This is a genomic window from Krasilnikovia cinnamomea, from assembly GCF_004217545.1.
GTDB lineage: Bacteria > Actinomycetota > Actinomycetes > Mycobacteriales > Micromonosporaceae > Actinoplanes > Actinoplanes cinnamomeus.
The window spans coordinates 7,257,588-7,280,848 of the sequence record NZ_SHKY01000001.1; the positions used below are offsets into that span (position 1 = coordinate 7,257,588).

The 23,261-nt window shown below is 72.7% G+C and carries 23 protein-coding genes and 1 pseudogene; 11 read left to right on the forward strand and 13 right to left on the reverse strand.

The features are described from left to right. Positions 1–161 precede the first annotated feature (161 nt). A complete protein-coding gene (locus tag EV385_RS31995) occupies positions 162–1,181 on the reverse strand; it encodes a hypothetical protein (RefSeq protein ID WP_130512828.1) in 1,020 nt (339 codons plus the stop codon). A 30-nt stretch (positions 1,182–1,211) separates the two neighbouring features. Beyond that, the gene (locus tag EV385_RS32000) at positions 1,212–1,751 is read right to left on the reverse strand and encodes a DUF1269 domain-containing protein (RefSeq protein ID WP_130512829.1); all 540 of its coding nucleotides are present in this window, start codon (positions 1,749–1,751) and stop codon (positions 1,212–1,214) included. A gap of 374 nt (positions 1,752–2,125) precedes the next feature. On the opposite strand from EV385_RS32000, the gene EV385_RS32005 reads away from it, so the two are divergent. Together EV385_RS32005 and EV385_RS32010 are read left to right on the forward strand one after the other, a co-directional pair. Next, positions 2,126–3,655: a two-component system sensor histidine kinase NtrB gene (locus tag EV385_RS32005; RefSeq protein WP_165449678.1), complete on the forward strand. Its 1,530-nt coding sequence runs from the start codon at positions 2,126–2,128 to the stop codon at positions 3,653–3,655. A 44-nt stretch (positions 3,656–3,699) separates the two neighbouring features. Beyond that, on the forward strand, positions 3,700–3,942 hold the full coding sequence (locus EV385_RS32010; RefSeq protein ID WP_130512831.1) for a hypothetical protein: 243 nt from the start codon (positions 3,700–3,702) through the stop codon (positions 3,940–3,942). A 109-nt stretch (positions 3,943–4,051) separates the two neighbouring features. Here EV385_RS32010 and EV385_RS32015 read toward each other — a convergent pair whose 3' ends face one another. After that, entirely contained in the window at positions 4,052–4,342 is a 291-nt protein-coding gene (locus EV385_RS32015) for a DUF1540 domain-containing protein (protein ID WP_207230028.1), read from the reverse strand. Between the two features lie 451 nt (positions 4,343–4,793). Between EV385_RS32015 and EV385_RS32020 the strand changes: the two genes are divergently transcribed. Beyond that, positions 4,794–5,987 (forward strand): collagen-like domain-containing protein, encoded by a 1,194-nt coding sequence (locus EV385_RS32020; protein WP_130512832.1) that lies wholly within the window; start codon positions 4,794–4,796, stop codon positions 5,985–5,987. Between the two features lie 200 nt (positions 5,988–6,187). Here EV385_RS32020 and urtE read toward each other — a convergent pair whose 3' ends face one another. Genes urtE through urtA form a run of 5 tightly spaced genes read right to left on the reverse strand, consistent with a single transcriptional unit; the run spans position 6,188 to position 10,830 of the window. Further along, positions 6,188–6,871: an urea ABC transporter ATP-binding subunit UrtE gene (gene urtE / locus EV385_RS32025; protein ID WP_130512833.1), complete on the reverse strand. Its 684-nt coding sequence runs from the start codon at positions 6,869–6,871 to the stop codon at positions 6,188–6,190. Next, positions 6,872–7,621 carry an urea ABC transporter ATP-binding protein UrtD gene (gene urtD, locus EV385_RS32030; protein WP_130512834.1) on the reverse strand — a complete coding sequence of 250 codons (750 nt, stop codon included), beginning with the start codon at positions 7,619–7,621 and terminating at the stop codon, positions 6,872–6,874. Then, entirely contained in the window at positions 7,618–8,721 is a 1,104-nt protein-coding gene (gene urtC / locus EV385_RS32035) for an urea ABC transporter permease subunit UrtC (RefSeq protein ID WP_130512835.1), read from the reverse strand. Before urtC ends, urtD begins: the two co-directional genes overlap by 4 nt. Further along, on the reverse strand, positions 8,718–9,593 hold the full coding sequence (gene urtB, locus EV385_RS32040; protein ID WP_130512836.1) for an urea ABC transporter permease subunit UrtB: 876 nt from the start codon (positions 9,591–9,593) through the stop codon (positions 8,718–8,720). Before urtB ends, urtC begins: the two co-directional genes overlap by 4 nt. Before the next feature lie 19 nt (positions 9,594–9,612). After that, positions 9,613–10,830 carry an urea ABC transporter substrate-binding protein gene (gene urtA / locus EV385_RS32045; RefSeq protein ID WP_130512837.1) on the reverse strand — a complete coding sequence of 406 codons (1,218 nt, stop codon included), beginning with the start codon at positions 10,828–10,830 and terminating at the stop codon, positions 9,613–9,615. Positions 10,831–11,063: 233 nt separating this feature from the next. Between urtA and EV385_RS32050 the strand changes: the two genes are divergently transcribed. The 4 genes and pseudogenes from EV385_RS32050 to EV385_RS32065 all read left to right on the forward strand — a co-directional run bounded on the left by EV385_RS32050 (position 11,064) and on the right by EV385_RS32065 (position 13,682). Beyond that, positions 11,064–11,786 carry an energy-coupling factor ABC transporter permease gene (locus tag EV385_RS32050; RefSeq protein WP_130512838.1) on the forward strand — a complete coding sequence of 241 codons (723 nt, stop codon included), beginning with the start codon at positions 11,064–11,066 and terminating at the stop codon, positions 11,784–11,786. Next, a pseudogene (locus EV385_RS32055) lies at positions 11,783–12,171 on the forward strand (PDGLE domain-containing protein); the annotation flags it as partial. The gene EV385_RS32050 and the pseudogene EV385_RS32055, both read left to right, overlap by 4 nt. Positions 12,172–12,174: 3 nt before the next feature. Beyond that, on the forward strand, positions 12,175–12,888 hold the full coding sequence (gene cbiQ / locus EV385_RS32060) for a cobalt ECF transporter T component CbiQ (protein ID WP_423203143.1): 714 nt from the start codon (positions 12,175–12,177) through the stop codon (positions 12,886–12,888). Beyond that, positions 12,885–13,682, forward strand: coding sequence for an energy-coupling factor ABC transporter ATP-binding protein (locus tag EV385_RS32065; protein WP_130512841.1), 798 nt, complete (start codon positions 12,885–12,887; stop codon positions 13,680–13,682). Before cbiQ ends, EV385_RS32065 begins: the two co-directional genes overlap by 4 nt. Here the strand turns inward: EV385_RS32065 and EV385_RS32070 are convergent, their stop codons facing one another. Together EV385_RS32070 and EV385_RS32075 are read right to left on the reverse strand one after the other, a co-directional pair. After that, entirely contained in the window at positions 13,683–14,327 is a 645-nt protein-coding gene (locus EV385_RS32070; RefSeq protein WP_130512842.1) for a nitroreductase family protein, read from the reverse strand. Between the two features lie 50 nt (positions 14,328–14,377). Continuing rightward, entirely contained in the window at positions 14,378–14,785 is a 408-nt protein-coding gene (locus tag EV385_RS32075; protein ID WP_207230029.1) for a VOC family protein, read from the reverse strand. Between the two features lie 182 nt (positions 14,786–14,967). On the opposite strand from EV385_RS32075, the gene EV385_RS32080 reads away from it, so the two are divergent. From EV385_RS32080 to EV385_RS32090, 3 genes are all read left to right on the forward strand, one after another. Continuing rightward, complete coding sequence (locus tag EV385_RS32080) at positions 14,968–16,053, forward strand: SGNH/GDSL hydrolase family protein (RefSeq protein ID WP_130512843.1); 1,086 nt, start codon at positions 14,968–14,970, stop codon at positions 16,051–16,053. Between the two features lie 31 nt (positions 16,054–16,084). Continuing rightward, complete coding sequence (locus EV385_RS32085; RefSeq protein ID WP_130512844.1) at positions 16,085–17,119, forward strand: PIG-L family deacetylase; 1,035 nt, start codon at positions 16,085–16,087, stop codon at positions 17,117–17,119. 159 nt (positions 17,120–17,278) lie between these two features. Continuing rightward, complete coding sequence (locus EV385_RS32090) at positions 17,279–18,268, forward strand: hypothetical protein (RefSeq protein WP_130512845.1); 990 nt, start codon at positions 17,279–17,281, stop codon at positions 18,266–18,268. Positions 18,269–18,302: 34 nt separating this feature from the next. Here EV385_RS32090 and EV385_RS32095 read toward each other — a convergent pair whose 3' ends face one another. The 3 genes from EV385_RS32095 to EV385_RS34155 all read right to left on the reverse strand — a co-directional run bounded on the left by EV385_RS32095 (position 18,303) and on the right by EV385_RS34155 (position 20,408). After that, positions 18,303–18,539, reverse strand: a complete 237-nt coding sequence (locus EV385_RS32095; protein ID WP_130512846.1) for a hypothetical protein — start codon at positions 18,537–18,539, stop codon at positions 18,303–18,305. A gap of 171 nt (positions 18,540–18,710) precedes the next feature. Beyond that, entirely contained in the window at positions 18,711–19,085 is a 375-nt protein-coding gene (locus EV385_RS32100) for a hypothetical protein (RefSeq protein ID WP_130512847.1), read from the reverse strand. Positions 19,086–19,127: 42 nt separating this feature from the next. After that, complete coding sequence (locus tag EV385_RS34155; protein ID WP_165449679.1) at positions 19,128–20,408, reverse strand: S8 family peptidase; 1,281 nt, start codon at positions 20,406–20,408, stop codon at positions 19,128–19,130. Between the two features lie 174 nt (positions 20,409–20,582). On the opposite strand from EV385_RS34155, the gene EV385_RS32110 reads away from it, so the two are divergent. Continuing rightward, positions 20,583–23,240 (forward strand): CHAT domain-containing protein, encoded by a 2,658-nt coding sequence (locus tag EV385_RS32110; protein WP_130512848.1) that lies wholly within the window; start codon positions 20,583–20,585, stop codon positions 23,238–23,240. Positions 23,241–23,261: the final 21 nt, after the last annotated feature.

A 23,261-nucleotide genomic window follows, 5' to 3' on the forward strand; every position in this document is an offset into this window, starting at 1 on the left:
TCCCCAAGATTGCGCGAGCCGCAGGATACGGGCCCGCGGCGGCCCGCGCGAGGCCAGGGGACGAGGCAACGATCCGCCACGCTCGGTGAGCACGGCGGGTCGTCTCGTCCGGAGTGTCCCCGGACGAGACGACCCGGCGAATTCATGTGGGGCGGATGATGTCAGCGGGGCGGCGGCCCCGGTGCGGTCGGCGGCGCGCTCGGCGGGGGCCACTCCGGTGGGGGCCCGTTCGGTGGGGGCGTGCCCGGCGGGTGCGCCTCCGGTGACTGCTGGAGCACGGCGCGCAGCGCCTGCTCCGCCCGATCCACCCGAGGACGCAACAGCGTCCAGTCGCCCCCGCCGGCCAGGGCCTCATTCTCCGCGTCCAGGGCCGAGATCAACTCCTGGAGCAGCCCGCCGAGCCGCGCCGACCAGTCCCGGCGCGGCTGGCCGGGTGCCTGCTCGGCCAGGCGGTTCCACCCGACGGCGAGATCGACGAGGCTCGCCCGCACCGGCGGCCACGCCAGCCCGCGCGGCCCGACCTCCGTGGTCGCCAGCACCGACGGCAGCCGCATGTCGGTGACGCCGCTGGTCTCGGCCTCCAACGCCCGGGCCTCGGTGTCCCAGGCCGAGGTCCGCCGGGCCCGGTACACCAGGACACCGCCGACGATGGCCGCCGTGACCAGCGCGATCAGCACCAGCCAGAACACCGGCCCGGTCGACGATCCGGCGGCCGCGGCCGGCGACTGCCCCACGGTGGGCGTCGGCGGGGGCGTGCTCGGCGGCGTGGTCTCGGCCGGTGGGGTGACCTCGGCCGGTGCGGTCGTCTCGGGCGGCGGGGTGGTCGTAGCGGCCGTCGTCGTCCGGGTGGTCGTCGCGGTCGTGGGGGTCCTGGTGGTCGGCGACGGCGTACCGGCTGTCGTGGGGCGGGTCGTGGCCTCGGCGCTCGCCGTGGTCGGCTCGGACTGGCGCGACCGGGTCGGCTGGGCGGCTTCGCTGCGGGTCGTCCGCCCGGGCGAGGTGGGTACACCCTCGGCGTCGCCCTCGGCCGGTGACTCCGTGGCCCGTGGCGAGGTACGGTCCGACGGCCGGATCGCCGGTTCACCGTCGCCGCAGGCGCCCAGGCCGAGCGTCGTCGCGATGAGGAACCCGATCAGGGTGCCGGCGGTGGCCGCCCGGCGGCGGTCGCGGGGGGATCGCATGCGCGGCTCCTGCACGTCACCGGCCGCGCGTCAGGCCGACGCGCCGTCGGCGGCCTTCGCGTCCTGCTCGATCTCCGCGGTGTCCGCCTTGAGCTGCTTGGCCTCGACCTTCTGCGCGCGGCGCATCGCCTCCTGCACCTTGGCGCCCATGTCGGACACCGCGACCACCACGAGACCGGCCTGGCCGGCGTCGAGATGCTCGCCGAGCTCCTTGAGGTCGTGCCGGCTCATTCCGGCCGCGGCGTGTCCGGCGACGGCGCCGAGCACCGCCCCGCCGCCGGTGGTCGCGGCCAGCAGGCCGCCGCCGATCGCGGCGAACGGGAACAGCGCCACCACCAGGCCGGTCGCCAGCCCGACGCCGCCGCCGAGGACACCGCCGACCCGGGTGGGGGTCTCGTGCCGCTTGACGATCCTGGTCTTGCCGTCGGTCCGCCGTTCGACCACCGCGGCGTCGTAGGCGTCGATGAGGCCGACCTTGCGGTGCAGGTCCTTCACGAAGTCGTAGTCCGCCTCCGCGTCGTCAACGCTCGAGTACACCCCGACATAGGCGAGGAACGTGTCGACAGCCATTTCCTACCTCCGATTCTCGGAACGGCCAGGCACCACACGGGCGCCAAGGGACCGGCCGAGGGCGGCCCGCACGGCCTGGGATCACTGTGGCGCCCGGGCGGGGCTGCCGCCCTCATCCCGGGGAGATGACTGGGCGGCCGGGAGAGCCGGATCCCAGCGCCGCGGCTTCTCGACGGCCCGCCATATCGACCGTGACGAGGCCCGGCCGCCCGGAATTGGCAAGTTCGCCGGGCTACCGGGCCCCGCGTGCCATCCTGAGCAGATCAGGTCTGCTGGGCGAACGGGCTGGCCGGGGAGCAAGCCGGACGGCTCGGCGTCCGCGCCAATGCCGTGTCGGAGATTCCGGGAGGTCGGCGCTGGGCCCGGGGGGCTGCATGCGGTACGAGAGTTGGCGGCGGGAACACGGCTCGCTCACCCATGGCTGGTGGCGGGTCGGGGTGGTGTCGTTCTCCGTACTGATCATCATCATGGCCAGCCTGGTGGACCTCGCCACGCCCCGCGAACTGACCGCGTTCGGGCTGGTGATCGCGGCCGGTCCGGTGCTGGCGGCGGCCTCGGCCCGCCCGTGGGCGGTGGCCGCCGTCGGCGCGTTCGCCTGGGTGACGGCCTGGGCCACCTCCTCCTGGGAGGGCCTCGGCGGCACTACCTACCAGCAGGTACGCCTCTGGGTGATCGTCGGCATGACGGTGCTCAGCGTGGCCGTCGCCTACAGCCAGCACGTCCTGGAACGCCGCGCCAACCAGGGAGCGGCGTACGAGTCCACGCTCGCCACGATCATCGAATCCTCCGAGGACGCCATCATCGCCATGGACATGAGCGGGATCATCGTCTCCTGGAACCCCAGCGCCGAGCGGATGTACGGCTACGCCGCCACGGAGATGATCGGAAAGCCGGTCCACGGCTATCTTTCGCCCGAGCGGGCAGCCATCTTCCCCCAGATCATGGAAGACATCAGGCAGGGAGGTCGCATCTCGCATTTCCAGACCCGGCGGCTATGCCGCGACGGCACCTACCTCGATGTGTCGACCAGCGTCTCGCCGATCCGGGACCGGCACGGGACCGTGGTCGGCATGGCCGCGATCGACCGGGACATCACCACCCTCAAACGCGCCCAGGATCAACGCGAACAGATCCTCGAACGCTCCGCCCGCGCCGAACGCCTCGAAAGCCTCGGCCAGCTCGCCGGCGGCATCGCCCACGACTTCAACAACCTGCTCGCCATCAACCTCAACTACCTCGAATTCGCCCTCGAACAAACCACCGACCCCGACACCCACCACGACCTCACCCGCGCCAAAGCCAGCGCCGAACGCGCCCGCGACCTCACCCGCCAACTCCTCGTCTTCGCCCGCAAACAACCCACCACTGCCGAAACCATCGACCTCAACACCGTCATCACCGAAACCCGCACCCTGCTCGACCGCACCATCGGCGCCAACATCGAACTCATCACCCACCTCCACCCCCAACCCCTACCCATCCGCGCCGACCGCGCCCGCCTCGAACAAGCACTACTCAACCTCGCCATCAACGCCCGCGACGCCATGCCCGACGGCGGAATGATCATCATCGAAAGCGGCACCACCACCATCGAGGACAGCCCTCATCCCCACGCCCGCCTCAACATCACCGACACCGGCACCGGCATGCCCCCCGACATCGCCGACCACGCCTTCGAGCCCTTCTTCACCACCAAGACCAAGGAACGCGGCATCGGCCTCGGGCTCGGCCTCGCCGCCGTCTACGGCATCGTCACCGAGGCCGGCGGCACCATCACCCTCGCCACCCAACCTGGCGTCGGCAGCACCTTCCGCATCCTGCTGCCGCTGAGCATCGCGGACACCGGCACGGACACCTCGGCCACCACGGGCAGCTCCGATCCCGCCGAACTGCCGATCCGCTGATCCGTCTCCACCCGAGCGTCAAAGCCACCGCACCTGGGGGCTTGATGAAGGACGGGGAACGGCCGCGCACCCGCGGCTCGCTCACCCAGCGGTGGTGGCGGGTCGGCGTACTGTCGCTGTCCGTCCTGATCGTCCTGTTGTCCGGCGTCGCGCAGCTGCTGACGCCGCCGCAGCTGATGCTGTTCGGGCTGGTCGTGGTCGGCCCGGTGCTGGCGGCAACGGCGGCCGATGCCCCACGACGACCCCCGACACCACACCAGCGCGCGGCGCGTGAGCATCCGCCATAGGGCACGCAGGCCATCGCGGGCAACCCGCGTGAGGACGAACAGAAGCGCCGCCCACGGCACCCCCGCCGTGGCGGCGCTTCACGTTCCTACGGGTAAACGGCCGTCGGCCTCACCGCGGCTCGTACGTCTGGCAGTCGGCCTGGTCCTGGCCGGGCCCGACGCGGATGGACGGCGCGCGGCACTCCAGCTCGGAATTGTGCCGGCAGTCGGTCCGCATGCAGGCACCGACCTGGGCGATCACCTTGTCCAGGCCACCCTTGGCCGCGGTGTCGATGAAGGTGGCACAGTTCGCGTTCTCGCGGCCGATGGTGATCGCGAAGGCGTGGCATCCGCCGTGGTTGTACCCGCAGCCGGTCACCGTGCATTCGTGCACCAGCGGCATCTGCAACGTGTCGGTCACGACAACCCCTCCTTCCGGTGGCCCCTGGTCCTTCCCACTATCCGTCCGCGAACCACGGGCCTCCGGCCAGATCCCGGCTTTGGTGCAACCGGTCAACCACTGTGACCACAGTGCCTGGGACGGCCGTTCGCCCGCACGGCGGGCGGGAGGCCACCGGGCTTCACCGCGAGTGGCCGGCCCAGCGGGACAGGGGCGCCCAGGTCGACCGCTGCACGACCCCGTTCCTCACTCCATGCACACAAGAGCCATCACTGTGGGTATTCGCCGATCCACCATGAGATCGGGAGACACGTGCTTTGTCCCTGGAAGCCACTCTTCGGGCGGCCCCGTTGGCGAGGTCACCCCCGGCCGAACGGCCATTTCAACTACGCAGAGCTTCCGAGCCGGACATATCATCACGTAGCGTGATTTCACCCGAGCCACCCGCCCCCGCCAGGAAGGCCCCCCGCTGATGAATCTCCCGAAGAAGCGCATCGCCATCGCCGCATCGGCTTCCGTGCTCCTGCTGGCCGCGGGCGGCGGTGCCGCCGCAGCCGCGAGCGCGCAGGCTTCCGCGACGAAATTGATCTACGCCTGCAGCAACAAGAAGACCGGCGCCATGCGGATGATCAACTTTGCCGGCGGGAAGCGCTGCACGTCGGCGGAGACCCTGATCTCCTGGAACAAGGTGGGACCGACCGGAGCTCGCGGCCCGCAGGGGCTGACCGGCGCGACGGGCGCCACGGGCGCTATCGGGGCCACGGGCGCTATCGGGGCCACCGGAGCCACGGGCGCCACGGGCGCGATCGGCGCCACTGGCGCGGCCGGCCCGATGGGGCCGATGGGGCCGCAGGGTCCGGCGGGCGCCGCCGGCAGTGACGGGGCCGCCGGATTGTCCGCGTACGAGCTGTGGGCTCAGACGCACACCGGCAGCGTCGAAGACTTCCTCGCGTCGCTGGTCGGCCCGCAGGGCGCCCAGGGATTCGACGGCAAGTCCGCGTACGAGCTGTGGGCCGAGACGCACACCGGGACGGTCGAGGACTTCCTCATCTCGCTGGTGGGTGAGCGCGGCGAGGCCGGCGGGAAGGGTGACACCGGCGCGACCGGCGCCTCGGCGTACGAGGTGTGGCGTTCGCTGGACGGCAACGCCGAGGGCACCGTGGAAGACTTCCTGGCCTCCCTCGTAGGGGCGCAGGGTGCGGTCGGACCGCAGGGCCCGATGGGACCCGAGGGCCCGATGGGACCGCAGGGCGAAGTCGGCCCGGCCGGTCCCGCTGGCCCCGCCGGTCCTGAAGGACCGCAGGGCGAGAAGGGCGACACCGGCCCGGCCGGCCCGGCTGGTCCCGCTGGCCCGGCTGGTCCCGCTGGTCCCGCTGGTCCGGCGGGTGACACCGGGGCGACCGGCCCCAAGGGTGACACCGGCGCCACCGGCCCGGCCGGCGCCAACGGGGTGAGCGGCATCGTCACGGTCTCGAACTCGGGTACCAACACCGCGGTCGCGACGTGCCCCGCCGGCAAGAAGGTCATCGGCGGCGGCGGCGACATCTCGGGCAGTTCGGCGCTCGGCGCCAGCTACCCGTCGTCGGCGACGACGTGGACCGTCACGAAGTCCGGCACCGGCAGCGCCACCGTGACCGCCTACGCCATCTGCGCCACCGCCAGCTGACACTCGGCGCCCGGCACACAAGCACACGACGATGCGGTACCGGCTCGGCAGCCGGTGCCGCATCGTCGTGGTCGGCGTGGAATCCGACTTCTCGTAGAACTGCCTGGCCCGGTCGGCACCGGTGACCGGAACGGGAATCAGGTCGATCTTCCGGTCCATGGCCTGATGCGGAGCGGGTACGACAGCCTCAGGAACTCCGGTCAGACGGCCAGCAGGTGGTGCACCGTGGGGTCGGCCAGGTCGTCGCGGTCGCCCGCGCGGACCACCTCCCCCGCGTCGAGGATCACGTACTGGTCCGCCAGCCGCAGCGCCAGGTCCAGGTACTGCTCGACCAGCAGGATCGCCAGCCCCGCCTCGGTGTGCAGCCGGTGCACCGCCTGCTCGATCTCCCGGATGATCGACGGCTGGATGCCCTCGGTCGGCTCGTCCAGCAGCAGCAGCTTCGGGCGGCAGACCAGCGCCCGCGCGATCGCGAGCTGCTGCTGCTGGCCGCCGGAGAGGAACCCCGCGCGGCGGCGCAGCAGCGGGCGCAGCGCCGGGAACAGGTCGAGTGCCTCGTCGACCGCCGCCCGCGTGGCCCACGGCGTGACGAACAGGTTCTCCCGTACGGTGAGCTGCGGGAACGTCTCGTGGCCCTGCGGCACGTAGCCCAGCCCCCGGCGGACCCGCTCGTGGGTGGGCAGGCGGGTGACGTCCTCGCCGTCGAACAGCACGCGGCCGGCGCGGGCCGGTAGCACCCCCATGATCGCCTTGAGCAGGGTGGTCTTGCCGACCCCGTTGCGGCCCATGACGCACACCAGCGCGCCCGGCCGGGCCCGCACCGACACCCCGAACAGCACCTGCGCCCGGCCGTAAGCCACGTCCAGATCCTCGACGGCCAGCATCTACGCGGCCACCTCCTCACCCGAGCGGCCCAGGTAGACCTCCTGGACCTTCGGGTCGGCGCGCACGGTGGCCACATCGCCCTCGCACAGCAGCCGGCCCTCGTGCAGCACCGTCACCGTGCTGGCGAAGCGGCGCAGGAACTCCATGTCGTGCTCCACGACCACCACGGTGTGCTCGCGGGCGATCTCGCGCAGCAGTTCGCCGGTGCGGTCCCGCTCGACCCGGCTCATCCCGGCCACCGGCTCGTCCAGCAGCAGCAGGCGCGGGCGCTGGGTGAGCAGCATGCCGATCTCCAGCCACTGCCGCTGGCCGTGGGAGAGCACCCCGGCGGGCCGGTCGGCGAGGGCGGCCAGGCCGGTCGTCTCCAGCGCGGCGGCGACGCCGGCCGCGACCCCGCGCCGGCGGCGCAGCAGCCCGGCGGTGCGGCGGCGGAAACTCGCCGCCAGATCCAGATTCTCCAGTACGGTGAGCTGCTCGAACACCACCGAGGTCTGGAAGGTACGGCCGACGCCCAGCCGCACGATCCGGTGTTCCCGGCGGCCGACGAGCTCGTGGTCGTCGAAGCGCACCGATCCCCCGGCGGGTTTCGTGCGCCCGGTGATGACGTCGACCAGGGTCGTCTTGCCCGCGCCGTTCGGGCCGATGAGGAAGCGCAGCTCCCCCGCCCGTACGGTGAAGTCCAGATCGGACAGCGCGCGGAAGCCGTCGAAGTCGACCGTGAGTCCGCGTACCGTGAGATCTCCGCTCATGATCCCTCCCCCGCGCCGACCGGCACCGCAACCGCGTCCGGTTTCGCGCGTGGCACCGTGGCGGCCGAGCGGCGCCGCAGCGCCGCTGCGGCGTCCGCGAGCAGCCCGGCCAGGCCGCGCGGCGCCCACATCATGACCGCGACGAACATCGCTCCCAGCAGGTAGAACCAGCCGGACGGGAACTGCTCGGACAGGGTGGTGCTGGCGTAGTTGTAGAGGATCGCGCCGCCGACCGCGCCGGCCAGCGAGAACCGGCCGCCGATGGCCACTGCCACCACCATCTCCAGGGACGGCACGACGCCGAGGTCCGCCGGACTGAGGATGCCCACCATGGGCACGAACAGGGCACCCGCGATCCCGGCCAGCGCGGCGGAGGCCGCGAACGTGGCGGTCTTGACGATCGCCGGGTCGTAGCCGAGGAAACGGACCCGGTCCTCGCCGTCGCGGATGGCGACCAGCAGCCGCCCGAACCGGCTGCGCGACAGCTGCCAGGCCAGGGCGATGGCCGCCAGCAGGGTGAGGGCCACGATGGCGTACACGATGCGTTTCTGGGCCGGGTCGTAGAGGTCGAGGCCGAAGAAGTACTGCACGTTGGTGAGGCCGTTGGTGCCGCCGGTCAGACCCTGCTGGCCGACCAGCAGGATGACGAACGCGGCGGCCAGGGCCTGCGACAGCACCGCGAAGTACGCGCCCCGCACCCGTTGCCGGAACACCAGCAGGCCCAGCAGGGCGGCCACGGCGGTGGGCAGCACCACCACCATGGCCAGGGCGAAGGCGGGGTTGCGGAACGGCGCCCACAGCGCGGGCAGCCGTTCCACCCCGCTCCACACCATGAAGTCGGGCAGGTTGCCCGCGCCGGCCTCGACGAGTTTGAGGTGCATGCCCATGGCGTAGCCGCCGAGGCCGAAGAACACCCCCTGCCCGAGGGTCAGCATGCCGCCACCGCCCCAGGCCAGGTAGATGCCGACCGCGACGATCGCGTAGCAGAGGTACTTGCCCAGCAGGTCCAGACGGAACGGGGTCAGCACCAGCGGGGCGACGCCGAGGAGCAGGATCGCCGTGACCGCGTACGCGGCGGGCGCGGACCAGCGTGCCCTCATGACAGCGCCCTGGTACGCAGCACGAACAGGCCCTGGGGTCGTACCTGCAGGAACGCGACGATGACCATGAACACCACCACCTTGGCGAGGCTCGCGTCGGTCCAGAACTCGACGTAGCTGTTGAGGATGCCCAGGGCGAGCGCGGCCAGCACGGCGCCGCGCAGCTGGCCCAGCCCGCCCGCGACGACGATGAGGAAGGCGTCCACGATGTAGTAGGTGCCCAGGTTGGGCCCGACCGGGCCGATCAGGGTCAGGGCCACCCCGGCGACCCCGGCCAGCCCGGAGCCGAGGAAGAAGGTCGTCTGGTCGACCCGTCCGGTGGCCACCCCGCTGACCGCGGCGAGCTGGCGGTTCTGCATGACGGCCCGCATCCGGCTGCCGTGCCCGGTGCGGGTCAGGTAGAGGCCGATGGCCACCACGCAGCCGACCGCCACCAGCAGGATGAAGATCCGGTTGTACGGCAGGCGTACGCCGGCGAGGTCGACCCCGCCGGTGAGCCAGCCCGGCGCGGTGACCTGGACGTTCGGTGCGCCGAAGATGTCGCGGGCGAGCTGCTGCAGGATCAGGCTGACCCCGAACGTGAGCAGCAGGGTGTCCAGCGGGCGGCCGTAGAAGCGGCGGATCGCCAGCCGTTCCAGCAGCAGCCCCATGAGCCCGGCCACCACGAACGCCACCACGAGGGCGGCCGGGACGGCGAGCGTCCCGGCCACCGGTTGCACCAGGTACGTGGTGTAGGCGCCCGCCATGATGAACTCGCCGTGGGCCATGTTGATCACGCCCATCTGGCCGAAGGTGAAGGTCAGGCCGAGCGCGACGAGCAGCAGCACCGCCGCCATGCTCGCGCCGATGACCAGTTGGTTGAGCACCGCCATGGTCGGACGCCTTCCGCCGTCAGGACAGTCCCGTGGCCCAGCTGTAGCCCTTGAGGTACGGGTCCGGCTTGATCGGTTGGCCGGAGTTCCACACCTCCTTGATCTGCCCGTCGGGCTGGATCAGGCCGATGCGGGCGGTCTTGTAGACGTGCTGGTTCTCGCCGTCCACGGTGACCTTGCCCTCGGGTGCGTCGATGACGATGCCGCCCGCGGCCTTCTTGACCGCCTCGACATCGGTCTTGCCCGCCTTCTTGACGGCCTCGGCCCACAGGTACACCGCGTTGTAGCCGGCCTCCATCGGGTCGGAGGTGACCTTCGTGGCGCCGTACTTGGCCTTGAACGCCTTGACGAACTTGTCGTTGGCCGGGCCGGCGGTGGTCTGGTAGTAGTTCCACGCGACGAGGTGACCGGCGACGTTGTCGGGGCCGATGCCGACGACCTCCTCCTCGGCCACGCTGACCGAGACGGTGGGCATGGTGGCGGCGGTGATCCCGGCGCTGCGCAGTTGCTTGAAGAAGGCCACGTTGCTGTCGCCGTTGAGGGTGTTGAACACCGCGTCCGGCTTGGCCTGCTGGAGCTTGTTGACCACGGTGGAGTATTCGGTGTGCCCGAGCGGGGTGTACTCCTCGCCGAGGATCTGCATGCCGTTCGCGGCCGCGTACGCTTTGATGATCTTGTTGGCGGTGCGCGGGAAGACGTAGTCGCTGCCGACCAGGAAGACCCGCTTCTTGCCCTGCTGCTTGAGGTAGTCGAGGGCGGGCACGATCTGCTGGTTGGTGGTCGCCCCGGTGTAGAAGATGTATGGCGAGCTCTCCAGGCCCTCGTACTGCACCGGATACCACAGCAGCGCCTTGTTGCGTTCGAAGACCGGCAGCATCGCCTTGCGGCTGGCCGACGTCCAGCCGCCGAAGACCGTGGCGACCTTGTCCTGAGAGATGAGCTTCTGCGCCTTCTCGGCGAAGGTGGGCCAGTCGGAGGCGCCGTCCTCGACGACGGGTTCGATCTTCTTGCCCAGGACGCCGCCCGAGTTGTTGATCTCCTCGATGGCCAGCAGTTCGGCGTCGCGGACGGTGACCTCACTGATGGCCATCGTGCCGCTGAGTGAGTGCAGAATGCCGACCTTGATCGTATTCGAATTCGCTCCGCTCGCCACCGGATCATCCGCGCAACCTGCGAGGACAGCGGTGACGGTCAATGCCATGGCAACGGTCCACGATCGACCGAGAACTCTCAACATGCAGGACGTCCTCTCAGCCAGTAACCGGGGTACCCGGAAAGCTAGGACGCCGCGATTTCACGGCCCGACCGTGGTGATGTCCAACACGTTACGCAAACCTCACTGAGCCCTCACGCAGAGTGTGAGTTCACGGCGCCTCGCCGCTAATTGCCAAGCTTTTGCAACAGCGAAGATCGCCTAATATGCTGAGGCCAGTCGGAGGCTTCTCCACCCCGATCTGCCCGGGAGGCAGCATGGACGTGCGGGCGATGCACATCGCCAACGGGATCGTCGACGGCCCCGTGTCCGGCGCCTTCGCGGTGTTCGCGGTGGCGGCTCTCGCGTTCTGCGTCCGGCGCTCGCGGGCCGACCTGGACGAGCGGCTCGCGCCGATGGCCGGGCTCGTCGCGGCGTTCATCTTCGCGGTGCAGATGCTCAACTTCCAGGTCCTGCCGGGCGTCTCCGGGCACCTGCTGGGCGGCACCCTCGCGGTGATCCTGGTCGGGCCGTGGGTGGGCGCGCTGTGCGTGTCGACCGTACTCATCGTGCAGTGCCTGCTGTTCGCCGACGGCGGGCTGACCGCCCTCGGGCTGAACATCACCAACATGGCGCTGATCGGTACGGCCGCCGGATACCTGCTGGTGGTGGGGCTGCTGAAGGTGCTGCCGAAGACCCCGGGCGGGCTCGCCGCCACCGCGCTGATCGCCTCCGTCGTCAGCGTCGTGGCCACCTCCCAGGGCTTCGTCCTCGAATACGCGCTCGGCGGCACCACCCAACTGTCGCTGCCCGCGGTCTCCGGCACCCTGGCCGGCGTCCACATCCTCATCGGCATCGGCGAGGGCCTCATCGCCGCCACCACGGTGGCCACGGTCGCCCGGATCCGGCCCGACCTGGTGTACGCCCTGCGCCGCTTCCGCACCCCCGCCGCGCCGGTCACCCAACCCGAAGCACCCTCCCGGAAGGCGGCCACCCCGTGAGCAAGCGACTCGGCTGGTTCCTCGCCGGCGGCCTGCTGGTCGCCCTGCTGCTCGCCGGAGTGGTCAGCAACTTCGCCTCCGGCAGCCCCGACGGCCTCGACGCCACCGCCCGCGAGGGCTGCACCGTCAACGCCGACGACGAGATCACCGGCGGCACCTGCATGGCCCAGCAGGAACAGGACCACCAGATGGCCGGCAGCCCGCTGGCCGACTACGGCATCCGGGGCATCGACAACGCGTACCTGTCCACCGGGCTGTCCGGGGTGGCCGGGGTGCTGATCACCTTCGCCGCCGGTGGCGGCCTGTTCTGGATGGCCCGGCGGCGCCGGCAGGAGGCCTGATGGGTGCGGGCCACGCCCACCCGCTGCACCTGCCCCGGGACAGCCCGGTGCACCGGCTGGCGGCCGAGACCAAGATCGTGGCGGTGCTGACGTTCACCATCGTCGTGGTGCTGACCCCCCGGACGGAGTTCGCCGCGTTCGCCGGGTACGCCGTCCTGCTGGCTCTGGTCGCCGCGGCGGCCCGGGTTCCCGCGCCGTGGCTGCTGAAACGCTCGACGATCGAGCTGCCGTTCGTGCTGCTGGCGGTCGCCCTGCCGTTCGCCGGGCACGGGGAACGCGTCGACTGGCTGGGGATGTCGCTGTCCGTCGACGGGCTGTACGGGGCGTGGAACATCGTCGCCAAGGGCACCCTCGGCGTCCTGGCCTCGCTGCTGCTGGCCGCGACCACCACGATGCGCGACCTGATCCTCGGCCTGGACCGGTTGCGCTGCCCCGACGTGTTCACCCTGATCGCCACGTTCATGCTGCGCTACCTGGACGTGCTCACCGAGGACGCCCGCCGGATGCGGATCGCCCGGCTGTCGCGCGGCTACGATCCGCGCTTCCTCTGGCAGGTCAGGGCGTTCGCGGTCGGAGTGGGCTCGCTGTTCCTGCGGGCGTACGAGCGCGGCGAGCGGGTGTACCTCGCCATGGTGTCCCGTGGCTACACCGGCCGGCTGCCCCGCCCCGGCGACGACCGGGCACCCCGGGCCCACTGGATCGCCGCCGCGCTGCTTCCGGCCGCGTCCACCGGCATCGCCGTGACGGCGGTGCTGTCATGACGCCCTCGCTGCGCATCGACGGCCTGCACTTCGCCTATCCCGACGGCAGCGTCGCCCTGCGCGGCGTCGACCTCACCGTGCGGCAGGGCGAGCGGGTCGCCCTGCTCGGCCCCAACGGAGCCGGCAAGACCACCCTCGTGCTGCACCTCAACGGCATCCTGCACGGCGGGGCGGGCACGGTCACGGTCACCGGGCTGCCCGTGGACCCCGCGGACCGGGCCCGGCTCGCCGACATCCGGCGCCGGGTCGGCATCGTCTTCCAGGACCCCGACGATCAGCTGTTCATGCCCACGGTCGCCGAGGACGTCGCGTTCGGGCCGATCAACCTGGGCCTCCGGGGCGCGGAACTGGACGACCGCGTCGCGCGGGCGCTGACGGCGGTGGGCATGGCCGACTACCGCGACCGGGCCCCGCATCACCTGTCGTTCGGGCAGCGCCGCCGGGTCGCGGTGGCCACCGTGCTGGCCATGCGGCCCGACGTGCTGGTCCTCGACGAACCGTCGTCCAATCTGGACCCGGCCAGCCGCCGGGAACTCGCCGAGATCCTCGAAGGCCTGCCGATCACCATCCTCATGGTGACCCACGACCTGCCGTACGCCCTGCAGCTGTGCGAGCGCTCCGTCATCCTCGACGGCGGCCGGATCGCCGCCGACGCGCCGACCGAGGACGTGCTGACCGACCCGGAGCTGCTGCACCGGCACCGGCTGGAGCTGCCGTTCGGGTTCGACCCGGCGGTGGCCGCCGCGCAACGCGGCAGCCCGCCCACCCGGATCCCGCGCGCGCGAGTGCCCTGATCACCAGGTGTTCTCGTGCCACACCGACTCGACGGGCTCGCGCCTGGCGGGCCGGAACGTCGTCCCGGTGAAGTACGCGGTCGGCAGCAGCGCACCCTGGTGCACGCCGTCGGGGATGCCCAGGATCCGCGCCACCTCGGCCTCCTGCCCGAGGTGCAGCGTCGTCCACGCGGTGGCCAGCCCCCGCGCCCGGGCGGCCAGGCAGTAGCTCCAGGCGGCCGGCAGCAGCGACCCCCACAACCCGGCCTGGTTGCCCTGCGGCACCGGCTTGCCCGTACGCAGGCAGGGGATGACGAGCACGGGCACCCGGCCCATGTGCTCGCCCAGCCACAGCACGCTGTCGCCGACGCGCTGCTGCACCGCGGAGCGCTCGGGCCGGTCGGCGAACATCCGGCCCGCGAAGCGGCTCGAGTCGGCGTAGCGGGCGACCTGCTGGCGGTAGATCTCCCCCACGGCGGCGCGCTTGTCCGCGTCGGTGACGACCATGAAGTGCCAGGACTGCTCGTTGGAGCCGGACGGCGCCTGCAGGGCGATCTCCACGCATGCGCGGATCAGCTCCAGCGGCACGGGGCGGGACAGGTCCAGCCGCTTGCGCACCGTGCGGGTGGTGGTGAGCAGCTCGTCCGGGGTCAGGGGCAGCGTCATGACCCGATCATGGCATCGCGCGTGGTGGGGAGACCGCACGGCCCGCGAACTCATCCGGCGATGGCCACGAGCTCGACCTCGAAGCCGTCCGCGTCCTCCAGATAGGCGGCGTAGTGCCGCTCGCCGCCCGCGTACGGGTGGCGGTCGGGGAACAGCAGCCGCCAGCCGTGCCCGGCCGACTCCGCCACCAGCGCCTCGACGCGGCGGGCGTCCTCGACGTGGAACGCCAGATGGTTGAGCCCGGCCCGGCGGCGCTCGTGGCCACCGGGCGTCAGGTCGGGTGACCGCTCGAGGACCAGGTAGGTGTCCCCGAGTCGCCAGCTGCGCCCGGCAGGCCAGTCCTGGAACGCCGTGTACCCCAGCGCCGACAGCAGCCAGCCCCAGCTGGCGACCGCGCGTTCCAGGTTGGGCACCCACAACTCGATGTGGTGCAGCGCACCGGGCACGGGGGGCGTCACGCCGCCGAACGCTACACCTGTCCGGTTCGGGCGGCGGGGCAACCCGGACGGCACCCGGGCGGCAACCCGCGGGGACGGGTGGCTGCTTGGCACGGCCGTCCCGCTGCCGATCGTGACGGAGGAAATGGGTCCGCCCGGCGCGGCGGCGTCGCCCCGACCCGGACGAGACAGAACGGATGGTCATGGCCCGACGATCGCCGCTGCGGCGGGTCGCGGTGGCCGGGGCGCTGGCCGTGTGCCTGGCGACCGGTGCCGGGGCGGTCCCGGCCGCCTCGGCGGCGGTGACGCCGAGTTCGAGCGACGGCACTCAGCCGGGCGAGGTCGCGGCGGCGCCGCTGCGGATCATGCCGTTGGGGGACTCCATCACCTACGGGGTCGGATCGCTGACCGTGGACTCGTACCGGGAGGATCTGCGGCGGCGCCTGACCGCCGCGGGCCTGAGCGTGGACTTCGTCGGCTCCCAGGCCTCCGGCCGCGGCGCGGACCGCGACAACGAAGGCCACCCCGGCTGGACCATCCAGCAGATCGCCGCCCAGGCCGACCGATGGCTGGCCACCCAGCGGCCGGACGTCGTGCTGCTGCAGATCGGCACCAACGACATGGTGCGCAAGGTCGACGTGGCCGGGGCACCGGCGCGCCTGTCGGCCCTGATCGACCAGATCCGGGCCGCCCGCCCGTCCGCAGAGATCTTCGTCGCCAGAATCCCGTCCGCGAGACTCGCCGGCTACCGGACGCGCATCGCCGCCTTCAACGCCGCCGTCCCGCGCGTGGTGGCGGGCAAGGGTGCGCGGGTGCACCTTGTGGACCAGTCCTCCATCGGCGGCATCGACCTGCGCGACAGCGTGCACCCGCACGACTTCGGCTACGCCAAGATGGCCTTCAACTGGTACCGGGCGCTGCGCGCGGTGTACGGCATGGCCGCGCCGGGCTGGCCGGAAGGGACCAACCCGTACCGGGCCACCCGGGCGTACCGATGTGTGCTGAGGGTTCTGCCGGGCGGGAAGGGCAACCGGGTCGGCTGCGCCTGGACCCACCTGCGCCCGGTGCGCTCCACAGTGCACGGCGTGACCCGGACGACGCGCGTCTGGCAGGTCCGCCGCTCCGTGGTCGGGAAGCACCGCGTCGTCGCGGTGCCCGCCCACTACGCGTACCGGACCAGGCGGGTGAAGAGGGCCGACGGCACCTACGTCACCAGGACGGTCCGGGTGCACGTCGCCGCGACGTACGCGACCAGGACCCGGCGCGTCACCCGATGGGTCACCTACTGAGCACCCCACCCCTGGTCAGGAGTCCACTGTGATGTCTCGCTACCGCGCCGGGGCGGTCCGTCGCGCCGTGCGCGCCCAGCTGTCCCTGCTGGTCGTCGGCGTGCTCGGGGTGTCGGCGACGCTCGCGGGCGGGCCCGCCACCGCCGCCCCCGGCGTGGACCCGGCGGCACCGGTCAGCGCCGCGCCCGCCCCGGCACCCGCCGCGCCGGTCACCCGGGCCGCGTCCACGCCCCGCGGCGTGTGCCCCGCCACCTCGATGCAGGTGGTCGCCCACCAGGACGACGACATCCTGTTCGTCAACCCGGACCTGCGGACCGACATCAGGGCCGGACGGTGCATCGTCACCCTGTTCCTGACCGCCGGCGACGCCGGGCGTTCGGTCGCCTACTGGCGCGGCCGGGAGGCAGGCGCGATGGCCGCGTACGCCACGATGGCCGGGGTGCCCAACCGGTGGATCCACCGGCCGGTCACGCTGGCCGGGCACCGCATCACCCGGGTCGCGCTCGTCGGGCGCAAGATCTCCCTGCTGTTCCTGCGCCTGCCCGACGGCCACGGGTACGCCAACCACGACTGGGAGACCATCGCCAAGCTCTGGAAGGGCACCATCCCGGCCGTCCACAGCATCGACTCCGGCACCGCGTACACCAGGGACGGGCTGGTGGAGACCGTGGGCGCCGCGATGCGCACCTGGCGCCCGGACGTGGTCCGGACCCTCGACTACTCCGCCCGCTACGGGCGCGGGGACCACGGCGACCACATCTCCGCCGGGTACGTGACGTACACCGCGCACCTCTCCTACGCCACCGCCCACCGGCTGTACGGCTACCGGGGCTATCCCATCTCGGCCGAGCCCGCGAACCTGTCCCCGATCGCCGCGCGGGCCAAGCGGGCGGTGTTCTTCGCGTACGCGCCGCACGACGCGTCCGTCTGCAAGACCGAGAAGGCGTGCCGGAAGAAGCCGTACTGGTCGTGGTTCGCCCGGCAGCACCGGACCACCGCCCCGCCCCATCCCGACGCGCTGGCCACACCGCCGGTTCCGGCCGACGCCGCGCCCGCCGGCCCCTGACCTCGACCGGCGCGGCCGGCGCCACTTGCCGCGCCCGGCGCTGTTCGGCCAGGACGGGGCGCCTGCCCGGCGACCGGCTGGGGCCGTTCCGGCGAATCCGGCGGCTGCCGATCCGACTATCTTTGCCCGGCGCCCCACGATCAACCGGAGTGAACCGCCATGTCCCAGCCGCCGGAGTCCGGCCCGCCCCACGAGCGCCCGGACGAGCCGCCGCAACCGCCGGCCGCCGCGCAGCAGCCGTTCGGGGGGCTGCCCAGCTTCCCCGGCGTCGGCTGGGATCCGGCGCGGGCCGCCGCGGGCCACGGCCTGCCGTACGGCCAGCCCTGGTTCGACCCGGCGGACCCGCTGGTCAGCGACAGCTACGCGGGCTGGTGGCAGCGCGGCTTCGCGGTCGTCCGGCGCGGCTGGCGGCCCCTGCTGCTGTGCCAGGCCATCGTCGCCGTCGCGGCGCTGGTGCTGCTGATCCCGGCCCAGCTCTTCGCCGACCTGGCGACGGCCCGGGTCATCGACGACCCGGCCCGCTTCGACGAGCAGAGCTTCGCCAGCTTGTTCATCCCGATGGGCGTCTCGACGCTGGGGCTGCTGGCGTCGTATCTGGTCACGTCCGTGGGCACGCTGGTGACGGCACGGCTGGCGGTCATCGTGGCCACCGGCGGCGTGCCCCGGGTGGGTACCGCGCTGCGCGGCGTGCTGCCGCGCGTACCCGCGCTGATCGGATGGTCGTTGGTGGCCGGCCTGATCTGCCTCGCGGCGCTGCTGGCCTGCTTCGTGCCGATCCTGTACGTCGGGGCGGTGTTCGTCCTGCTTCCGATGGTGGTGCTGTTCGAGCCGGGTGAGGGCATCGGCCGGTGCTTCCGCCTCTTCCACACCGACATCGGCGTCGCCGTCGGCCGGATCGCCACCGCCGTCGTGCTCAGCTTCGGCGTCGCTCTGCCCTTCGTCGCGCTGAGCGCGGTGGCGGCGATGCTGGGGTCCCCGGGAACGGTGGCGGGCACCGGCGCGCTGATCGCGGGGTCGGTGACCTCGACGGTGCTCAGCCAGCTGGGATCGTTGGTCGCGGGGGTCGTGGTGACCCCGCTCGTGGTGGCCGCGTACGCCGACCTGCGGGCACGCAGGGAGCCGTTCAGCACCGCGCTGCTGGTCGCCTGAGCCGGTCGCGCCCGGGATCCGGGCGTGACGCCGGTCAGGCGGCCAGGGCGACCCGCTCGGCGGTGACGGTCCGCAGCGCCCACCGCATCCGCGCGGCGGCGATCTCGGGGTGCTCGCCGTACTCGACGGCCACGACTGCCGCACAGCCGGGCGCTCCGCCGTTGGTGAGCAGGCTGGCGCGGATCGCGGCGGCCACCCCGGCGTGACCCGGGTGCTCGGACGGCTGAAGTCCGCTGGCGAAGAGGGCGGCGGCCTGGTCGGTGAGACTCATCGTGATCACGTTCCTCGGGAAAGTGTTCCGATGGTTGATGGGTTGACGGTTACAGCGTGCGCCCGTGGCCCGGGCCCGCACATCCGTAGAAATCCCTATCCTTACCCCCAACCAGCGGCGAGTATCAGACGATCAGCCGGGGTATGCCTGGTACGTCGTTCGCCGCACCTGTCACGCCGACGCCAGCACCTCCTGTTCGATCAGGTCGAATATGTCGGCGTCGGTCTGCTGCTGCCAGGCCGGCAACTCGTCCCAGTCGGCGAGGTAGCTCGGCCGGGGCGCCGCGAAATGCCGGTGGACCTGCGCGATCCAGCACAGCGCCACGAACCGGCCCCGCTGGGCGCGGCTGAGCTTCGCGGTGCCTCCCCCGCTGGCGAGGACGAACTCCCGGATCGCCGCGAAGACCGACGCGGCGCTGACCTGCTCCCACTCCTGCAGTTCCTCCCACGGCGCGATGTCGGAGGTTCTCGGCTCACCTTGGAAGTAGTTCTGGACCCCCTCGATCCAGGCTTCCCGGAAGATCTTTCCACCCTCGGCCGCTTCCACCCCTTGCGTACCCTTCTGTCGTGCCGGTCTCGAATCCCGCGGTCAGTCCCGCGGGAGCGTCAGGGGTACGGGTGCCCCCGTGGCCGCGTTCCGGGCCCCGTCCAGCAGGTCCTCCCACGCCTTGCGGGCGGGCACCCGCCCGGGCACGGTCCGCTCGGCGATCGCGGCGCTGACCAGGGCGGAGGAGAAGGACGTCCCGCTCCACACCGCGTACCCGTTGAACGTCTCGGGCCGCCGCTCCGGCTTGGCCGGGCCGGGGCCGTCGGGGTCCTCCCACACCTGCACGGTGCCGTCCATGAACGTGCTCTCCAGGTTCTCCCCCGGGGCCAGCACGTCGATCCACGGGCCGTCCGGGGAGAAACTGGCCGGCTGCCCGTCGTTGCGGGCGCTGAGGGCGCCGACCGCGACGACGTCGGGCGACGCGGCGGGCCAGGCCGCCTTGCGCCGGTTGCCGTCGGGCAGGTAGCCGTGGTTGCCGGCGGCGGCCACCACGACCGTGTCCGGGTCGAGCCGCTCCAGAGCGGCGGTGAGCACCATCGGGGCGTGCGCGTCGGCGGTGTAGCAGACGAACGACAGGTTGAGCACGTCGATCCCGGCCTGGCCGGCCTCGACGATGGCCAGCGCCGCGTCCCACACGGTGGCGGCGGCGTCGGCGTCGAGGACCGGGCGCATCTGCAGCGTCACGCCCGGCGCGTAGCGGCGCAGCAGGCCGGCGATGAAGGTGGCGTGGCCCTGCTCGGCGTGCACGGGGCGGCGGATCTCGGCCGGGCCGACCCAGAACCCGCTGAGGCTGTCGTGGGCCACCATGCTGGTGTCGACGACGCCGACCTGCACCCCGGTCGGCCGCCGTACGGGCAGGTCGTTGGCCCAGGCGGGGACGGTCCGCAGGGCCTGGGGTGGCTTGCCGCCGCCGTGCGAGACCTCGCCGACGCCGCCGACGCCGCCGTCCCCGCCGTCGGGGTTCTGCTTGCCGGGCACCCAGCCGACCACGCGGTTCTTGCCGACCGTCGGGGTCCAGTTGCAGTACTGGGCGCCGAACCCGGCGCGCAGACTCCACAGCACCCGGTCGAGGGGGTCGGCGTCCGCGCCGGGGCGGGGGAAACCGTTGAACACGGGGCCCGCGCCCTCGCTGTCGGCCCACCCCTCCAGGGCGGTGGCGAGGCCGTTCATGTCCGTGACGGCGACGCGGGCCAGCCCGAGTGCCGTGCTGCGGTCCGCGCCCTCCGGGTCGGTGTAGAGCGGCCGCGAGTCGCCCGGCCGGTCATCCCATTTGCGGGCGACGTCGAACGCTCTCAGCACCGTGTCCAGGTGCGGCAGAGCCACTATGACCTCATCCAGCCGTTGTTGCGTCAACGTCATCAACCCCTCAGTACACGGGCGCTCGGGCGCACGGTCCAGGCTACTGACTGATGGGCGACCTGGCATGATAAGTACTGTTTGTGACAGATCCTGGCGCGTATCCTTCACCCAACGCTTCCGCGGGACGGTGATGGCCCGATGACCGCAGCACCTGCACTCCTCAGCCGGGCGGAGGCGCCCTCGGCCGAGGCGATGCGGCTCGCCACGGTGCAGCCCGGCCACGCCCGCCGGCTGGCGATGGAGGCCGAACGCGCCGCCCTGCACACCGGCGACTGGGCCGACCTGAGCGTGGCCCGGCGCGCCCACGGGGTCGCCGCCATCCAGCTGCGCGACCTCGACGAGGCCATGACCCAGCTGCGCGGCTCCCTCTCCGCCGCCCAGCGCGCCGGATCGGCGCAACTGGCCGGCGAGGCCCGGATGAGCCTGGCCTCGGCGCTGGCCCTGCGCGGGCGCGCCCTGCACGCGTTCCGGGAGATCGACGGCGCGCTGCGGGAGCTCAGCGGAGTCTCCGCCGCCCGGGCGATGGTGCAGCGCTCCGCCATCCTGCAGGAGATGGGCCGCGTCGACGAGGCCCTCGAAGCGGTACGCCCCGCGCTGCCGCTGCTGCGCCGCTTCGGCGACGCCCAGTGGGAGACCCGGGCGCTGAGCAACCGCAGCCTGCTGCACCTCGAACGGCGCGCGTTCGCCGCCGCCGAGACGGATCTGCTCACCGCGCTGCGCCTGTGCGAGCGGCACGGCCTGGAACTGCCCCGCGCGTACGTGGAACAGAACCTCGGCTGCCTGAAGGCCAGCAAGGGTGAGGTGCCCGCGGCCCTGGAGTTCTTCGAACGCGCCGAACACCGCTACCGCGGGCTCGGCCTGGAGGTCGGCTCGCTGCTGGTCGACCGCGCCCAGGTGCTGCTGGCCGTACGGCTGGTCGAGGAGGCCCGGGCCACCGCCGAGGCGGCGGTGCACGCGTACTCGAAGCAGCGGCGGATCCACCTGCCGGAGGCGCGCCTGCTGCTGTCCACGGTGGCCCTGGTCGAGGGCGACCTGCGCACGGCGGAGGACGCCGCGAACCGGGCGGTCCGCGAATTCCGCCGCCAGGGCCGCCACCAGTGGCTGGCGCTGGCCCGGCACGCCCGGCTGCAGGCGCGGATGGTCCGCGACCCGGCGCGGGTCACCTCGGGGCAGGCGCGCCGCTCGGCCGACGAACTGGCCGCGGCGGGCTGGGAGGTGCCCGCGCTGGAAGCCCGGGTCATCGCCGGGCGGCTCGCCCTGGAACGCCGCCAGCCGGGGCTGGCCCAGCGCGACCTGTGCCTGGCCAGCCGGGCCCGCACGGCCGGTCCGGCCGACGTGCGCGCCCGCGCGTGGCTGGCCGAGGCGATGCTGCGCCGCGCGGGCGGCCGCCCGTACGGTGCGCTGCGTGCGCTCTCCGCCGGCCTGCGCATCCTGGAGGAGCACCAGGCGACGATGGGGGCCACGGAGCTGCGCGCGCACGTGTCGGCCCATCGCGGCGCGCTGGCCCGCCTCGGGGTCAGCATCAGTCTGGCCGCCGGCAACGCCCGTGGGGTCTACCAGTGGACCGAGCGGGGCCGTGCCGTCTCGGTGCTGCTGCGCCCGGTCCACCCGCCGGCCGATCCGGTGCTGGCCCGGATGCTGGCCGACCTGCGCGCGACCATGACCGAGATCGACCAGCACCGCGGGGCGGGACGCCCCACCTCCGCCCTGGTGCAGCACCAGGTGGCCACCGAACGCCGGATCCGCGACCACTGCCGCAAGGCGGCGGCGTCCGGCTGCGGCGGCGGCGCCTCGCCACCGGAGATCGACGAGCTGGCGGCCGTGCTGGGCCCGGCGGCGCTGATCGAGTACGTCGAACTCGACGACGAGCTGCACGCGGTCACCGTGGTCGACGGCCGGGCCCGGCTCACCCGGCTCGGCCCGCTCACCGAGGTCCACGCCGGCCTGCGGCACCTGCCGTTCGCCCTGCACCGGATGGCCAACGCGCGTACCCCGAAGGTCAGCGCGATGGCGGCCGCCGCCGTGCTGGAGAAGGTCCGCGACGGCTTCGACCGCGTCCTCATGCGCCCGCTGGCGCGGCTGATCGGGGACCGTCCGCTGGTCGTGGTGCCGACCGGGCCGCTGCAGTCGCTGCCCTGGTCCGTCCTGCCCTCGTGTGTGGGGCGGCCGGTGACGGTCGCGCCGTCGGCGGCGCGGTGGTACCGCTCGGCGCGCCGGACCGGGGCCGCGCCCTCGCCCCGGGTGGTGGTGGTCGCCGGTCCCGGGCTGCCGGGGGCGCGCGACGAGGCCGAGGCGGTCGCGGAGCTGTACCCCGGATCGGTGCGGCTGTTCGAGGAGCGGGCCGACGCGACCCATGTGTCGGCCGCGATGAGCGGGGCGGGACTGGTGCATGTGGCGGCCCACGGCCACCTGCGTTCGGACAATCCGCTGTTCTCGGCGCTGCGGCTGGCCGACGGCCCGTACACGGTGTACGACCTGGAGCTGCTGCCGAGCCCGCCACATCAGGTGGTGCTGGCGGCCTGCGACACCGGGCGCTCGCACGTGGTCGCCGGTGAGGAGGTGCTGGGGCTGACCGCCGCGCTGCTCAGCCAGGGCACCACCACGCTGGTGGCGCCGGTGGTACCGGTGCCCGACGGCGAGACGGCGCCGCTGATGCGGGCGTATCACGCGCAACTGCTGGCGGGCCGGACGCCCGCCGAGGCCCTCGCGTCCGCCCAGGAACGGACTCGGGCGCAGGGCATTCTGCCGCTGGCCGCGGCGGCCGGATTCGTCTGCCTCGGCGCCGGACTGGCCTGAGTGCCGCTGCCGGGCTGGCCT

Coding starts and splice junctions, on each gene's coding strand:
- EV385_RS31995 (WP_130512828.1), bottom strand. CDS start 1,181: ATGCGATCCCCCCGCGACCGCCGCCGGGCGGCCACCGCCGGCACCCTG.
- EV385_RS32000 (WP_130512829.1), bottom strand. CDS start 1,751: ATGGCTGTCGACACGTTCCTCGCCTATGTCGGGGTGTACTCGAGCGTT.
- EV385_RS32005 (WP_165449678.1), top strand. CDS start 2,126: ATGCGGTACGAGAGTTGGCGGCGGGAACACGGCTCGCTCACCCATGGC.
- EV385_RS32010 (WP_130512831.1), top strand. CDS start 3,700: ATGAAGGACGGGGAACGGCCGCGCACCCGCGGCTCGCTCACCCAGCGG.
- EV385_RS32020 (WP_130512832.1), top strand. CDS start 4,794: ATGAATCTCCCGAAGAAGCGCATCGCCATCGCCGCATCGGCTTCCGTG.
- urtE (WP_130512833.1), bottom strand. CDS start 6,871: ATGCTGGCCGTCGAGGATCTGGACGTGGCTTACGGCCGGGCGCAGGTG.
- urtD (WP_130512834.1), bottom strand. CDS start 7,621: ATGAGCGGAGATCTCACGGTACGCGGACTCACGGTCGACTTCGACGGC.
- urtC (WP_130512835.1), bottom strand. CDS start 8,721: ATGAGGGCACGCTGGTCCGCGCCCGCCGCGTACGCGGTCACGGCGATC.
- urtB (WP_130512836.1), bottom strand. CDS start 9,593: ATGGCGGTGCTCAACCAACTGGTCATCGGCGCGAGCATGGCGGCGGTG.
- urtA (WP_130512837.1), bottom strand. CDS start 10,830: ATGTTGAGAGTTCTCGGTCGATCGTGGACCGTTGCCATGGCATTGACC.
- EV385_RS32050 (WP_130512838.1), top strand. CDS start 11,064: ATGGACGTGCGGGCGATGCACATCGCCAACGGGATCGTCGACGGCCCC.
- EV385_RS32065 (WP_130512841.1), top strand. CDS start 12,885: ATGACGCCCTCGCTGCGCATCGACGGCCTGCACTTCGCCTATCCCGAC.
- EV385_RS32070 (WP_130512842.1), bottom strand. CDS start 14,327: ATGACGCTGCCCCTGACCCCGGACGAGCTGCTCACCACCACCCGCACG.
- EV385_RS32080 (WP_130512843.1), top strand. CDS start 14,968: ATGGCCCGACGATCGCCGCTGCGGCGGGTCGCGGTGGCCGGGGCGCTG.
- EV385_RS32085 (WP_130512844.1), top strand. CDS start 16,085: ATGTCTCGCTACCGCGCCGGGGCGGTCCGTCGCGCCGTGCGCGCCCAG.
- EV385_RS32090 (WP_130512845.1), top strand. CDS start 17,279: ATGTCCCAGCCGCCGGAGTCCGGCCCGCCCCACGAGCGCCCGGACGAG.
- EV385_RS32095 (WP_130512846.1), bottom strand. CDS start 18,539: ATGAGTCTCACCGACCAGGCCGCCGCCCTCTTCGCCAGCGGACTTCAG.
- EV385_RS32110 (WP_130512848.1), top strand. CDS start 20,583: ATGACCGCAGCACCTGCACTCCTCAGCCGGGCGGAGGCGCCCTCGGCC.